The sequence below is a fragment of the Streptomyces sp. NPDC030245 genome, assembly GCF_055572995.1.
The window spans coordinates 236196-250555 of record NZ_JBVICF010000015.1; the positions used below are offsets into that span (position 1 = coordinate 236196).

General features: G+C 71.7%; 9 protein-coding genes. 3 read left to right on the plus strand and 6 right to left on the minus strand.

Annotated features, from left to right (window positions below):
* Positions 1–45 precede the first annotated feature (45 nt).
* From ACZ4Z4_RS34060 to ACZ4Z4_RS34080, 5 genes are read right to left on the minus strand one after another with little or no spacing between them, the layout of a single operon-like run.
* Positions 46–1005 (minus strand): acyl-ACP desaturase, encoded by a 960-nt coding sequence (locus ACZ4Z4_RS34060; RefSeq protein ID WP_468336206.1) that lies wholly within the window; start codon positions 1003–1005, stop codon positions 46–48.
* A 43-nt stretch (positions 1006–1048) separates the two neighbouring features.
* Positions 1049–2167, minus strand: a complete 1119-nt coding sequence (locus tag ACZ4Z4_RS34065) for a type III polyketide synthase (protein WP_468336209.1) — start codon at positions 2165–2167, stop codon at positions 1049–1051.
* Complete coding sequence (locus tag ACZ4Z4_RS34070) at positions 2167–4299, minus strand: MMPL family transporter (RefSeq protein ID WP_468336212.1); 2133 nt, start codon at positions 4297–4299, stop codon at positions 2167–2169. The genes ACZ4Z4_RS34065 and ACZ4Z4_RS34070 overlap by 1 nt, the downstream gene beginning before the upstream one ends.
* Before the next feature lie 56 nt (positions 4300–4355).
* Positions 4356–5579: a beta-ketoacyl-[acyl-carrier-protein] synthase family protein gene (locus ACZ4Z4_RS34075; RefSeq protein WP_468336215.1), complete on the minus strand. Its 1224-nt coding sequence runs from the start codon at positions 5577–5579 to the stop codon at positions 4356–4358.
* Positions 5569–5838 carry an acyl carrier protein gene (locus tag ACZ4Z4_RS34080; RefSeq protein WP_468336218.1) on the minus strand — a complete coding sequence of 90 codons (270 nt, stop codon included), beginning with the start codon at positions 5836–5838 and terminating at the stop codon, positions 5569–5571. Before ACZ4Z4_RS34080 ends, ACZ4Z4_RS34075 begins: the two co-directional genes overlap by 11 nt.
* 223 nt (positions 5839–6061) lie before the next feature.
* Between ACZ4Z4_RS34080 and thpR the strand changes: the two genes are divergently transcribed.
* The 3 genes from thpR (at position 6062) to ACZ4Z4_RS34095 (ending at position 8859) form a co-directional block, all read left to right on the plus strand.
* Positions 6062–6691, plus strand: a complete 630-nt coding sequence (thpR, locus tag ACZ4Z4_RS34085; protein ID WP_468336221.1) for an RNA 2',3'-cyclic phosphodiesterase — start codon at positions 6062–6064, stop codon at positions 6689–6691.
* A gap of 157 nt (positions 6692–6848) precedes the next feature.
* Positions 6849–7436, plus strand: a complete 588-nt coding sequence (locus tag ACZ4Z4_RS34090; RefSeq protein ID WP_468336224.1) for a histidine phosphatase family protein — start codon at positions 6849–6851, stop codon at positions 7434–7436.
* 172 nt (positions 7437–7608) lie between these two features.
* Positions 7609–8859 carry an alpha-hydroxy acid oxidase gene (locus ACZ4Z4_RS34095; protein ID WP_468336227.1) on the plus strand — a complete coding sequence of 417 codons (1251 nt, stop codon included), beginning with the start codon at positions 7609–7611 and terminating at the stop codon, positions 8857–8859.
* 165 nt (positions 8860–9024) lie between these two features.
* Here the strand turns inward: ACZ4Z4_RS34095 and ACZ4Z4_RS34100 are convergent, their stop codons facing one another.
* Positions 9025–14343: an amino acid adenylation domain-containing protein gene (locus tag ACZ4Z4_RS34100; RefSeq protein ID WP_468336230.1), complete on the minus strand. Its 5319-nt coding sequence runs from the start codon at positions 14341–14343 to the stop codon at positions 9025–9027.
* Positions 14344–14360 lie beyond the last annotated feature (17 nt).

Here is a 14360-nt window from a genome sequence, read left to right on the forward strand (position 1 = left end):
GCAGCACTTGGTCTCACGCCCCAGGGACATGTCGGATCGTCCTTCTCACGCCCTGACGGCGGAGTCTTCGTCTTGCGCGCTCGCGAGTCGGTTGAGGCGTTCGGCCAGGGCGCGGTATCTGCCGGCGCGGGCCGCTGATTCCTTGATGTGTGCGGCGATCTCCTCCTGGGCGTGCTGTCCGGCCGGTGTGAGTCCGGTGGTGTCGAGGGCTCCGAGCATGCGGACGAAGGGAAGGGCGATGTCCTTGTAGTAGGTCTCCGGTGAGAGGATGCCCGACCTGGCCAGGGAGCTGATCAGCCGGCCGAAGCCGGGTGCGGCGTGGCCGGGGGGACGGAAGGTGTTGAGGACTTTGACCACCGCTTGAAGTGTTCGGTCGGGGTGCATGCGCATGCACGCCTGGAGGGTGGTCCGGTAGAAGAGCATGTGCCGGTTCTCGTCATGGGCGATGCGCTGCATCAGGGCCCCGCACACCGGTTCGTCACACAGTAGGCGGATTCCCTGGTAGCTGACGCGGGTGCCGAGTTCCTGGATGGTGACGTAGACCAGAGAGGCGATGAGGTCGCCGCGGTAGTCGATCTCGTAGCCCTGCTTCATGTGCGCGACGCGGGCGTCCTCCAGGAGCACCGGATCGGCGCTGCGCGTGACCACGAGGTAGTCACGGATGGCGGTGCCGTGTCTGGCCTCCTCCACGGTCCAGCGGTTGACCCAGACACCCCAAGGACCGTCGAGCGACAGCATGTCCCCGATCACCCGGTGGTAACTGGGCAGGTTCTCCTCGGTGAGCAGACTGTAGAGGAGGCCGTCCCGGGCGGCCGCCTTCAGTTTCTGCTGGGAGGGGTCCCACGGCTCCCCTTCGAGGAGGCCGTCGTAGTCACGGCCCTGGCTCCACGGGACGTACTGGTGCGGGTACCAGTCGACGGCAGTCCGGAAGTGGGTGTCGAGGGCGTCGGCGACCACCGGTTCGAGGTCGATCAGGATGCGTACGTCTGCGGGGATGGCGGGCACGGTCCGTGGCACCTTCCTTTCATGCGGTGGGCGTTACGCGGTCCTACCAGCGGAGGAGGACCAGTTCGATGGCGAACCCGGGTCCCATGGCGGCGAGCAGGCCGGGTGTGTCCGCGGGGGGCGGTGTTTCCATGGCCGCGTGCAGGATGTCCAGTACGGAGACGGACGAGAGGTTGCCCCGTTCGGCCACGGAGCGCCGGGTGAGCTCCAAGGCGTCGGGCCGCAGGTCAAGGGCCCGCTGCACAGCGGTGAAGACCTTCGGTCCGCCACCGTGGATGATCCAGCTCTCGATCTGGTGCGGTGACAGCGCGTGCCGTGCGAGGAGCCCTTGGACGGCCGTGGGCAAGTGCTTCTCGGTGAGCGTCGGGACGTCGGGCGACAGCAGGATCCGGAAGCCGTGGGAGCCGATGTCCCAGCCGAGGACGTCCTCGGTGCCGGGGATCAACAGGCTGTGTGTGTCCACCAGCTCGGGCCCGGCGGGGCAACCGTCCCGCCGCCCTCCGCAGGCCACGACGGCGGCCGCGCCGTCCCCGAAGAGGCTGCCGGCGACGATGTTCGCCACGGAGCCGTCCTTGTGCTGGTGCGCCAGTGCGCACAGTTCCACGGCGAGCAGGACGGCCACTTGGCCGGGGTGGGCCAGTAGGTAGTCGTGGAGCCGGGCCAGACCCGCGGCGCCTCCGGCGCAGCCGTTGCCGAACAGCGGGATACGTTTGACGTCCGGCCGCAGCCCGACCCGGTGGGCGAGCCGGGCCTCCAGCGACGGCACGGCGAGCCCGGTGACGGTGGTGCTGATCACCGCGTCGACCTCATCCGGCCGGACGCCCGCGGCGCGCAGCGCGCCGAGCAGCGCGCGCTCCCCCAGGTCCATGGCGGTGTCGAGCCAGACGCGGTTCTGCTCGCTGAAGTCCTCCCCGCGCACGAGGTCGACGAGCTTCTCCAGCGGCAGGGAGAGCGAGCGGGTCTCCACACCCGAGTTGGCGTGGATCTTGCGGAGGACCAGGGCGCCCGTCTCGGACTCCAGCAGCGTCGTGCGGGCCAGGGCGGCCAGGATCTCTTCCTGCCGGTATTGGTACGGCGGGAAGGCCGTCCGGACCGCCACCACCTGTGGGCCGGTGGTCCCTGAGTACCGGGTGTGGGCCTGCGTCGCCTGACGCATCGGCATCAGCTTCCGCCTTTCTTCACAGGTGTAGTGATCAACAACGGAGACCTGATGCGGGCCGGAGCCCACCAGTTCGCCGGGCCGAGGGCCGCCATGACGGCGGGCACCAGAACTCCCCGCACCAGGACGGCGTCCACCAGCGCGCCGAGTGCGACGCCGATGCCGATGAACTTGAGCAGGGCGACGTGAGAGGTGGCCATGGCCGCGGTCGAGATGGCCACGGCTGCCGCGGCGGACGTCATCAGTCGGCCGGTGCGGGCGATGCCCTCGATGATCGAGGTGCGGTTGTCCCCGCAGCGGTCGTACTCCTCCCGGATACGGCCGAGCAGGAAGACCTCGTAGTCCACCGACAGGGCGAGCGCGATGAACAGGACGAACAGCAGCGTCGAGGCGTCCAGCGTTCCCGTCGCCGTGAAACCGCCGAGTACTGCGCTGCCGTGGCCGTCCTGGAAGAGAACGACGAGCATGCCGAGGCTCGCCCCGAGGCTGGCGACGGCCACGAGCAGGGCCTTCAGGGGGGCGATCAGAGTACGGGTGAAGGCGCTGAGGAGGGCCAGGAGCCCCACAGCCAGCAGAGCCAGGCACCACGGGAGGGCGCCGAGGACGGCGCCCGCCGTATCGACGAACTCCGCGGCTCGCCCGCCCACCGCGACGCTTCCCGGGGCTGGGGTTTGCCGTACCTTGCGCACCACCGTGTCCGTCTGCGGCGTGCCGGGGGCGGCGGATGTGGCCGCCAGCAGCACGACCGCCTCATCGGACGGAGCCACACGCACCACGCGGACACCAGTGACGTCCGGGACACGGGCGAGTCGGTCGACGTAGGCCGGTGTCCCGTCCGTCGCCCGCGGTCCGGTGACGACCACGGTGAGGAGCCGCTCCGGTGGCACGGTGAACTCGGCTCGTACCCGCTCGGCCGCCGTGGCAGCCGGAGCCGACGAAGGCAGCGTGCGTTCGTCCACGACGCCGAGCTTCGCGTGGGTGAAGGGCAGGGCGAGCAAGACCAGCAGCAGCACCGCCAGGCCGCCGGACAAGAGGGGCCGTGCGGTGACCGTGGACGCCGTGCGATGCCAGAAGCGACTGACGTCCCCGGTGTGCGTACGCCGCCACCGCGCCAGCGGGTCCCACGCCAGGGCCCGGGGGCCGAGCAGCCAGAGACAGGCGGGCAGCACGGTCAGGGCGACCAGCGCCGCCAGCACGGTGACGATCATGCCCGCCAGGGACAGTGCGCGCAGCAGCGGCACCGGCACCAGCGAGGCACCGGCGAGGCATACGGTGACGGCGGCGGCGGAGAACGCGACCGAGCGGCCGCTGGAGCGGCGGGCGGCCGCCAGCGCCGTGTGCAGGTCCGCGCCCCGCGCGGTCTCCTCCCGTACGCGGGCCATCAGGAAGAGGCTGTAGTCGACGGCCAGGCCGAAACCGATCGCCGACGCGGCGTTCACCGCGACCCGTGAAACGTCGACCACCTGCGCCAGCAGGCCCATGACCGGGATGGTGCAGCCGATGGCCAGTGCGGCCACGGCCACGGGCAGCAGGGCGGACACCACGGACCCGTAGACGAAGACCAGGACGACGAAGAGTACCGGTGCGGCCAGCAGTTCGGCCCGGCTCAGATCGCGCTCGACGGTCTTGTCGATCTCCCGGTTGGCCCACACCTCGCCGCTGGGCTCCACCCGCATCCCCGGGGCGGCCGAGCGGGCCGCCGCCACCACATGGGGCGCCGCCTGTTTGCGTTCCTTGTCCGTCCCCTTCAGCCGTACGGCGACCAGCTGGGTCCGTCCGTCCTGGGAGCGCAGCCATGTGTTACCGGTGGTCTGTGCCGACCACACGCTTTTGACGTCGCGCTGCCCGGCCAGCTTCTGCATCACTCCTGTCGTGCCGTCCCGGACGCGGGCCCCGCGTTCATCACCGATGCGCTGGGTGGGCTGTGTGCGCTGTGAAACGGCCAGGAGCAGGTCGGGCGAGGGCACGCCGAGCCGCTCTGCCTCCTGTCCGGCGCGCGTCGCCTCCGTGTCCGTCGCCACCGCGCCGCCCGTGCTCAGCGCCGACAAGGCGACCGGAGCCAGCACCCCCGCGCAGGCGGCCGCCAGCAGGGCACTCACCACCACCCGCCAGGCCCGGCGCCCCACCGCATTCATCCGTGTGCCTCCGCCTTGCATCCGTCTTGCCGTGCATTCGTCGTCGTACATCCGTCTTAAGAAGCCGTGAACAGCAGAACGGCGTTCTGGCCGCCGAAGCCGAAGGAGCAACTGACTCCCGCCTCGCCGCGCGTGGAGCGGGGATGTCCGGCGACGATGTCCAGCTTGTGGCTCCCGTCCTGGCCCTCGAAGTTCGCCACCGGCGGGACGGCCGCATGGCGCAGCGCGAGAACCGTGTACGCCGCCTGGATCGCCCCGGCCGCCCCCAGCGCGTGCCCGATCACGCCCTTGGACGCGGTGACCGGCGGCCCACCGTCGCCGAAGACACGGACGAGGGCTTGGGCCTCGGCCGCGTCGTTCAGCGGGGTGGAGGTGCCGTGCGCGTTGACGTGGCCGACGTCCCCCGGTTCGCACGCGGCGTCGGCGAGAGCAGTGCGGATGGCGCGGACCGCGCCCTCGCCGCGCGGGTGCGGGGCGACGGGGTGGTGCGCGTCGGCGCCGGCGCCGTAGCCCCGCAGCAGCGCAAGAACGGGAGCCCGGCGGGCCCGAGCCGCGCAGGCGCGTTCGAGGACGAGGATGCCGGCACCCTCGCCCAGGACGAAGCCGTCACGTCGCGCGTCGAACGGCCGGCTGGCCAGATCCGGTTCGGCCCCGCGCCGGGACAGCGCCCGCATCCGCGTGAAGCACGTGGCCGTCATGCGCGAGCGAGCCGACTCGCTCCCGCCCGCCAGCACGATGTCGCAGGTGCCCGACCGCAGCAGGTCTCGGGCCACTCCGATCGCGGTGGCACCCGACGCGCAGGCGCTGGCGGTGGTGAAGTTGGGCCCGCGTGCGCCCAGGTCAATGGCGACCTCGCCCGCGGCCATGCTGGGAACGCTGCGCGGGAGCGCGAGCGGCGAGACCCGCTCCGGCCGCCCGGCACCGAGGTGCCCGAACTCCGTGACGTACGTACTCAGGCTGTTAGATCCCACGCCGAGCACGACACCGACTCGCTCCGCTTCCCAGGTACGCCGGTCGAGACGCGCGTCCGCGAGGGCCCGCCGGGCGGCGACGAGGGCGAACTGGACGAAGCGGTCCACGCGTCGCGCCGGTGCCCGGCCGAGCTCCGTCTCGGCGTCGAAGTCCGGCACGCGGCAGGAGAAGTCGACGGGCAGGCCCGCCAGTTCGGGATCGGTCGCGGCCAGCGAGCGCCCCCGGCACAAGGCCGCCCAGTTCGCCTCCGCCGTGTGTCCGGCGGGAGTCACCAGCCCCAGGCCGGTGACCGCGATCTCAGCGCGCATGCTCGAACGCCCGAGCCGCCTCGCCCAGGGTCGAAGTCGGGCGCAGGTCCAGGGCGTTCTCGGGCAGGACGATGCCGTACTCCTCCTCCGCCGCCACGACCAACTCCATCAGCGACAGCGAGTCCAGGCCGAGGCTCTCGAACGTCGTCCTGCCGGAGAACTCACCGGCATCCGCCTTGACATTCAGGTGGCCGGTCAACAGGGCCACCAACTCCTCGGGAAGGTCCGACTCCGTCGCGTCTTCCGCCGCCTGCCTCATGCCTGGGTCTCCTGTTCGCTCGCTGCGGGAGGCCTGTGGCGCCGCCCGCGGTTGTCCGTCCTGTCGCCCGGCCGCATCCGGCTTCGGCCGCGCGGCACTGTGTAAACACCGACCAGGGGTGTAGGGAACGTTCTGTCACTCGTTAGTGCCGGTGCGCGGTGGAGGGGCACCTCAGCGGGGCGTGCGCGCACGCCGCGCGGACGCATGCGGTAGGAAGACATGCGTGACCGAACCGCCCCAGCCCGCCACCCAGCACGCGTTCATCGCCCTCGCCCCGCCCGACCATGCGAAGAGCGAGTTGGCGGACGCCCTGAAGCCTGCCTACGCCGCCCATCCCGACCTGCGCTGGAACCGCGTCGAGGACTGGCACATCACCCTGGCGTTCCTGGGCGAGCTGCCGGTGCAGACAGTCCAGCGGCTTCGTTCACCCCTCGCCGACCTGGCGGCCACCCGGCCGCCTCTCGAACTGTCGCTGTTCGGCGGCGGGCACTTCGACGAGCGAGTGCTGTGGAGCGGCATCGCGGGCGATCTGGAAGGACTGCACGAGCTGGCCGAAGCGGTACGCGCGCGGGTCAGGGACTGCGGCGTCACGTTCGTCGAACGTCCGCTGCGTCCCCATCTCACCCTGGCCCGCGCTCGCCGCCACGACAACGCGTCCATAACGGCTGCGGCCGCCTGCCTCGACGGGTTCACCGGGCGCGCTTGGCAGACCGAACGGCTTCACCTGGTGGGCAGCACGATAAGAGGCCACGCAGGTCCTCGGCGCTATCAGGACGTCGACGCGTGGAGCTTTGGCGTCGGTCGAGGACGCCCCGGTCCGCAAGCGCGCCAGGGTGCCGTGCGCGAGCACTGAGGCGTTTCGATTCCAGCGATGACGTCAACTCGCCCCCGCACATCCTGAGCCCGGTCGAACATGCCCTCACGGCACCGCCCGGGTGCCACTGTTGAAATGTTGGTACCATCCGGATGTTCCGAGCATCTGCGCACTCCGCTCCCCCGGAAGGGCTGACATGGCGACTCGGCGTCTTTTTCTGGTCAGGCACGGCGCGGCGGACGCCTTCGGGGTCCTCACCGAAGTGGGGCGACGCCAGACGGAGTTGCTCGCGGAGCGCCTGGCCCGGCTGCCGATCGACGCGGTGTGGCACTCGCCGCTGCCCCGGGCGGTGCGCTCGGCCCAGCTCATCGGAGAGCGTCTGGACGGGGTTCCCGTGCGGGCGGCGGCCGAGCTGACCGACCACGTCCCGCACGTCCCGAAGAAGCCGCCCGCGGCATGGGCCGGGGTCTTCGACGGCTACGACCCCGTCGAAGCCGCCAAGGGGGAGCGTCTCGCGGACGCGCTGACCGACCGGTTCGCCCGTCCCGCCGACACCGAGACACACGAGGTCCTGGTCACCCACGCCTACCAGGTGGCCTGGCTCCTGCGGCACGCCTTGGGCGCGCCACGTGAGCGGTGGCTGGGGATGAGCTGCGGGAACACGGCGGTGACGGCGATCGAGTACTACACCGACGCGGCCCCCTCCCTGGTGGTCTACAACGACATGAGCCATCTCCCCCCGGACCTGCGCTGGACGGGTTTCGGTCCCGGCGCCAGACCCTGAACGGTTGCGTACGGCGCCGCTCTGCTCGACGCGATCCGTGCGCAGTTGAACAGTCGTCGTCGCGCGCAGCCCCCGGCCGTACAGTGCCCGTGACCCGGCAGGACGGCCCCCGGGGCCCACCCGGGCACCGCCCGTGGGCCGGCCGCGAGGGCCCCAAGAACGAGGAGGGGCCTTGGACGGCTTCGCGTCACCACCGGCGGACGACCGCCTTCGGCGCCGGCTTCCGCGCCCGGCCGAACTCGCACCTCTGCTGCGACCGCGGCGGCCTCGGCGCGGCGGGGCCCGGCGACGGGTCGACGCCGCCGCCGATGTGGCGGACCTGCGTGCGGCCGCCCGTCGGCGGGCCCCCAGAGCCGTCTTCGACTACACGGACGGGGCGGCGGGCGAGGAACTCTCGCTGGCCCGCAACCGGTCCGCCTTCCAGCGGGTCGAGTTCCGGCCCACCGTGCTGCGGGACGTCTCGGCGGTCGACACCTCGACGGAGCTGCTCGGGGAGATGTCCGCCCTGCCCATCGCGCTCGCCCCGACCGGATTCACGAGGATGATGCACCACGAGGGCGAAGTGGCCGTGGCCCGGGCGGCCGCCGCCCACGGCCTGCCGTACACCCTCTCCACGATGGGCACCACGGCCGCCGGGCCGCTGGCCGCCGCCGTACCGGACGTACGCCGATGGTTTCAGCTGTACCTGTGGCGGGACCGGACCCGCAGCCTTGACCTGGTGTGCGGTGCCGCGGAGGCAGGGTACGAGGCGTTGATGCTGACCGTGGACACACCGGTCGCCGGATCGCGGCTGCGGGACGTGCGCAACGGCATGACGATTCCGCCGGCGCTGACCGCACGCACCTTGCTGGACGGGGCGCTGCGGCCGTGGTGGTGGCTGAACCTGCTGACCACCCCGCCGCTGGAGTTCGCCTCTCTCACCCAGTGGCAGGGCACCGCCGCGGATCTCGGCAATCTGATGTTCGATCCCGCGGCGACCGCCGACGACGTGGCGTGGCTGCGGGAGGTCTGGCCGGGCAAGCTGATCGTCAAGGGCCTCCAGACGGCTGAGGACGCACGGGTGATCGCCGGCCTCGGAGTGGACGCCCTGGTCGTCAGCAATCACGGCGGGCGCCAACTGGACCGCTCCCCGGTGCCGTTGGAGGAACTGCCCGCGGTGGTGAGGGCGGTGGACGGCGCCGCCGAGGTCTATCTCGACGGCGGGGTGCGGTCCGGCGCGGACGCCGTGGCGGCGGTCTGCATGGGCGCCACGGGGGTCCTCGTGGGCCGCGCCTATCTCTACGGGCTGATGGCGGGCGGCGAGGCCGGCGTGCACAGGGTCCTTGACATCCTCTCGGCGGAGGTCCGGCAGACCATGCAACTGCTGGGCGCCACCTCGGTCGAGGACCTCACCCCGGACCGCGTCCGCCTGCGCACCCGCTGAGGCGAGCGCGACGACAGCGCGGCGCCGGGGCGTTCTCGGCGCGCGTGTGCTCGACCCTCCCCACCCCCGCCGAACCCGCACGGCTATGTGGCTTCGGCGGGGACGGAGTGGTCGGGCGAGCGGCGCGCCCCGACCAGGCGTCGGGACGCGCCTTCGGGCGTGTGCTCACCGCAGGCGCTCCTGGATCAGCGCGCCGATCTCGTGCAGCATCTCCGGTTTGAGCATGCCGGCGTGGGAGCAGTCCATCCGCCGGTACTCCACCGGCCCGTCCACGTACTCGTGCCACACGTCCGGCTCCAGCACGCTGTCGGTCTCCTGCGTGGCGGCGAACAGCATCATCTCGGTCGCGACCCGTTGGTGCCGGTAGCGTCCGGTGATGTCGATGTTGTTCTCCATCACCCGCATGATCGTGAGGAACTCGCTCTCCTCGATGCTGCCGAGGACGGTGTTCGTCGTCCGCGCCACCGCCGCGAACTCCTCGAACGTCATCCCTTCCGTGGGGGCCTCTGCGGTGCTCACTCCCAGCAGTTCGAGGATGCCCCGGTAGTACTCCTCGTGCGCGTGCTCGGGGATGTCCTCCTGCGCGGCGGGCTTCGCGTCGAGGCAGACCATCAGCTCGACTCGTTCTCCCCGTTCGGCCAGCCGGGCCGCGACGGCGTGGGCGACGATGCCTCCGAAGGAGTGCCCCATGAGCCGGTACGGCCCTGTCGGCTGGACGCGGAGCATCGCCTCGATGCAGTCGTCGGCCACCTCTTCCACCGACCCCGGCAGGTTCCCCGGGTCGGAGAGCCCGCGTGCCTGGAGTCCGTAGAGGGGGATGTCGGCGTCGATGTGCGGCAGAAGGCTCGCGTAGTTCCAGCACATCCCGCCGCCCGAGTGCAGACAGAACAGCGGGGCCTGGTCGCCCTTGGTGCGCAGCGGCAGGAGTACCTCGAACGCGGTGGACTGGTTTGCGCCGCCCTCGCCGGCCCCGGCGTCGGCGTCCTCGTCCAGGCGCCGGGCGAGTTCGGCGACGGTCGGCGCCTCGAAGAGGGCACGCAGGGGCAGTTCGACGCCGAGGACCGCCTGGATCCGGCTGATCAGCCCGGTCGCCAGCAGGGAGTGCCCGCCGAGGTCGAAGAAGCCGTCGTCCACGCTCACCCCGGGCAGGCCCAGCACTTCGGCGTAGAGGGTGCACAGCACCTCTTCCCTCGGGGTGCGCGGCGGGCGTCCGGTCCGGCCGCCGTAGTCAGGGGCGGGCAGCGCCTTGCGGTCGACCTTGCCGTTGGGGCTGAGCGGCAGTTCGGGCAGGGCCGTCACCGCCGAGGGGACCATGTAGGCGGGGAGCCGCTCGCGCAGGGCCTCGCGCACGGCGGTCGCGGAGAAGGCGTCCGGGTCCTGTGCCACCACGTACGCCACCAGCCGCGGGTCCGTCCCGCCGTGCCGGTGGACGGCCACGAAGGCCTGGGCGAGGCCGGGCAGGCGCAGCAACTCGGCCTGGATCTCGCCGGGTTCCACCCTGAAGCCGCGGATCTTCACCTGGTCGTCGGCCCGGCCGAGGTATTCCAGCTGGCCGTCGGCGTTCCACCGCACCACGTCACCCGTGCGGTACATCCGCTCCCCCGGGCCGCCCAGCGGGTTGGCCACGAACCGTTCCGCGGTGAGCCCCGGGCGGCCCAGGTAGCCGCGGGCCAGGCCCGCCCCCGCCACGTACAACTCGCCCACGACGCCCTGGGGCACCACCTGAAGACCGCCGTCCAGGACGTAGCCGGACAGTCCGAACAGTGGCCGTCCCATGGGTACGACCCCGCTTTCGAGGCCGGTCAGGGGCGTGCTCATGGCCGCGCCGACGGTGGACTCGGTGGGACCGTACGCGTTGATCATGCGGCGGCCGGGGGCCCAGCGTTCGGTCAGGTCGGGCGAGCAGGCCTCGCCGGCCACCAGGAGCACCGCGAGGTCGGGGAAGGGCACGCCGGGCCCTCGTGCGTCGAGGGTCGCGAGCACCGAGGGCGGCAGCGTCACATGGGTCACCCGCCGCCCACTGAGCGTCTCCGCCAACGCGTCGCCGGCCAGCGCGTCGGTGGAGACCGAGACGAGGGCAGCGCCCGAGGCGAAGGCCATCACCAGTTCCCACACCGACACGTCGAAGCTGGGCGAGGCGAATTGCAGGACCCGGCTGTCCGGAGTGAGCGCGAACGCGTCCAGCTGCGCACGCGCGAGGTTGGCGAACCCGGCGTGGGTGACCTCGACGCCCTTGGGCCGGCCGGTGGACCCGGAGGTGTAGATGACGTACGCGGTGTGCGCGGGATGGACCGGCACACCCGGGTCGGTGTCGGGGAGTGTCTCCTGGTCCGCCCGCGCCGTCCAGCCGTCGTCGAGAACGAGGGCGGGGGCGGCGTCGGCGAGCATGTACGCGATCCGCTCGGCCGGATAGTCCGGGTCGACCGGAACGTAGGCGGCGCCCGTCTTCAGTACCCCCAGGATGGTGGTGACCAGCTCAGGGCCGCGCCGCATCCGCAGTGCCACCCGCTGTCCGGGGCCGACCCCGAGACCCAGCAGGTGGTGCGCGACGCGGTTGGAGCGCCGGTCGAGTTCGGAGTACGACAGTTCGCTGTACGACGCGTCGTCCCGGCCCGAGATCGTCGCCACGGCGTCCGGTGCCCGCCCGGTCGCCGCCCGGAAGAGGTCCGGCAGGGTGATTGGGGGCAGGTCGGCACGGTCGGCCCCGGACCATTCGAGGAGCGTCCCGCGCTCGTGCGGTGCGAGGATCTCCAGTGACCTGACCGGCAGACCGGGGTCGCCGATCGCCGAGTCCAGCAGTCGCGCCCAGCGCGCGGTGAACCCGTCGATGGTCGCCGCGTCGTACAGGTCGGTGGCGTATTCGACGAGTCCGGTGAGGCCCGCCGGCTCGCCCGCTTCGTCGAAGGTCTCGGTGACGCTGACGAAGACGTCGAACTTGGCCGAGCCCGCGCCCGCCTTCTCGGCCCCCACCGTCAGCCCCGGCAGGTCGAAGCGCGCGCCGTCGTCGTTCTGGAGGACCAGCACCACCTGGAACAGCGGATGGTGGGCGGTGGAGCGCTGCGGGTTGACCTTCTCCACCAAGTACTCGAACGGCAGGTCCTGGTGCGTGTACGCGGCCAGGCAGGTCTCGCGCACCCGGGCGAGGAGTTCGGCGAAGGTCGGGTCCCCGGATGTGTCGGTGCGCAGCACCAGCGTGCTGACGAAGAACCCGACGAGGTCGTCCAGGTTCTCGTCGCCGCGCCCGGCTATGGGCGAGCCCACGGGAATGTCGTCGCCCGCGCCGAGCCTCGACAACAGCGCCGCGAGGCCCGCCTGAAGGACCATGAACAGCGTCGAGTCCGCCGAGCGGGCCACCGCGCGCAGCCCGGCGTGGGTCTCGGCGCCGATCCGGAACTGTGTGACGTCGCCACGGTACGAGGGAAGCGCGGGACGCGGCCGGTCCGGCGGCAGCGTGGCCTGCTCCGGCAGCCCGGCCAGCTGGCCGGTCCAGTAGGCGGCCTGTCGTACGAAGAGGCTGTCCGGATCCGAGTCGTCCCCGAGCAGGTCGTGCTGCCAGAGGGTGAAGTCCGCGTACTGGAGGGGCAGCGGAGCCCACTCGGGCCGTGCGCCGTCCCGGCGCGCGGTGTAGGCGGCGACCAGGTCACGCGTCAGCGGGCCCATGGACCAGCCGTCGGCGGCGATGTGGTGGATGACCACGACCAGTACGGACGTGTCGGGGCCCGTGACCAGCAGCCCGGCCCGGAACGGGATCTCCCGGTCCAGCTCGAACCCGTGCCGCACCATCCGGGCCACCCGTTCGGGCACCTGCTCCTCGCCGATCTCCGCCACCTCGACGTCGATCCGTGTCCGTGCCGGGTCGAGCACCCGCTGGTGGGGTTGTCCGTCGGTGTCGGGGAAGACCGTGCGCAGCGGCTCGTGGCGCGCCACCACGTCGTTGAGCGCGGCCTGCAAAGCACCCACATCCAACTTCCCCGACAGCCGCAGAACCAGCGGCATGTTGTACGTCGCCGACGCACCCTCGAACTTGTACAGGAACCACAACCGCCGCTGAGCAAACGACAACGGCAACTCCTCCGGCCGCTCACGCCGCACCAACACCGGACGCGAACCCCCACCCGACAACCGACCCGCAAGCCCCGCCACCGTCGGAGCATCGAACAACGCCCGCAACGGCAACTCCACCCCCAACACCGCACGCACCCGACTCACCAACCGCGTCGCCAACAACGAATGACCACCCAGATCGAAGAAGTCGTCGTCGACGCCCACCACCGGCACACCCAGAACCCCGGCGAACAGCTCGCACAGCACCTCTTCGGTCTGGGTGCGCGGCGCACGCGACGCTCCGGCCCCGCCGTACTCCGGCGCCGGCAGCGCGCTCCGGTCGATCTTCCCGCTCACGGTCAGCGGGAACTCGTCCAGCGCGACGATGGCCGACGGCACCATGTATCGGGGCAGCTGCCGGCTCAGCGACTCGCGCAGAGCGCCGAGGGGGCGGCCGAGACGGTCCTCGGGGACGATGTAGGCGACGAGGCGGGTGTCGTCGTTGTGGGGGCGGGCGACGACCAGGGCTTGGGAGACGCCGGGTTCGGCCTCCAAGGCGGCCTGGATCTCGCCGGGTTCGACGCGGAAGCCACGGATCTTCACCTGATCGTCGGCCCGGCCCAGGTACGCCAGCTGCCCGTCGGCGTTCCAGCGCACCACATCCCCCGTGCGGTACATCCGCTCGCCAGGCCCACCGAAGGGGCTGGCCACAAAGCGTTCGGCGGTCAGCGCCGGACGGCCCGCGTAGCCGCGCGCCAGGCCCGCACCGGATACGTACAGCTCTCCTGGGACACCCCTGGGCGCGAGACCGAGGTGCTCGTCCAGCACGAACAGGCCCGCACCCGGCACGGGCCGCCCGATCGGGACGCCTCCGTCAGTGGTCAGCGGGTCACTGATCGCCGCAGCCACGGTGATCTCCGTCGGACCGTACGCGTTGACCACCCTGCGACCGGGTGCCCAGCGCGACACCAGCTCCGGCGGGCACGCCTCCGCACCCACACCCAAAGCCACCAAGTCACCCAGGCGCTCCCACGCACCCTCGGGCAGCGTCGCCACCACCGACGGCGGCAGGAAGGCATGCGTCACCCCACCCCGCGCGAGAGCGGCTTCCAGTTCCTCGCCCGCCAGACCCGAACGCTCGGGCAGGACTAGTGCCGCACCGGAACCCCATGCCAGGACCAGTTCCAGCACCGATGCGTCGAAACTCAGCGACGCCGTACGCAGCACCCGGCCCCCGGCACCGGCGTTCATCCGCTCCACCAGACCTGCCGCGAAGCCTGCGACGCCCGCGTGCGTGACCTCCACGCCCTTGGGACGGCCCGTCGAACCAGAGGTGTAGATGACATACGCCGGATGCGCGAGCAGCAACGGCGCCACCCGCTCAGCGTCCGTGATCTCCTCACCCGACAACGCCGCGGTGTCGGCCTCCTCCAGCAGCACGACCTGCGCCGACAGGC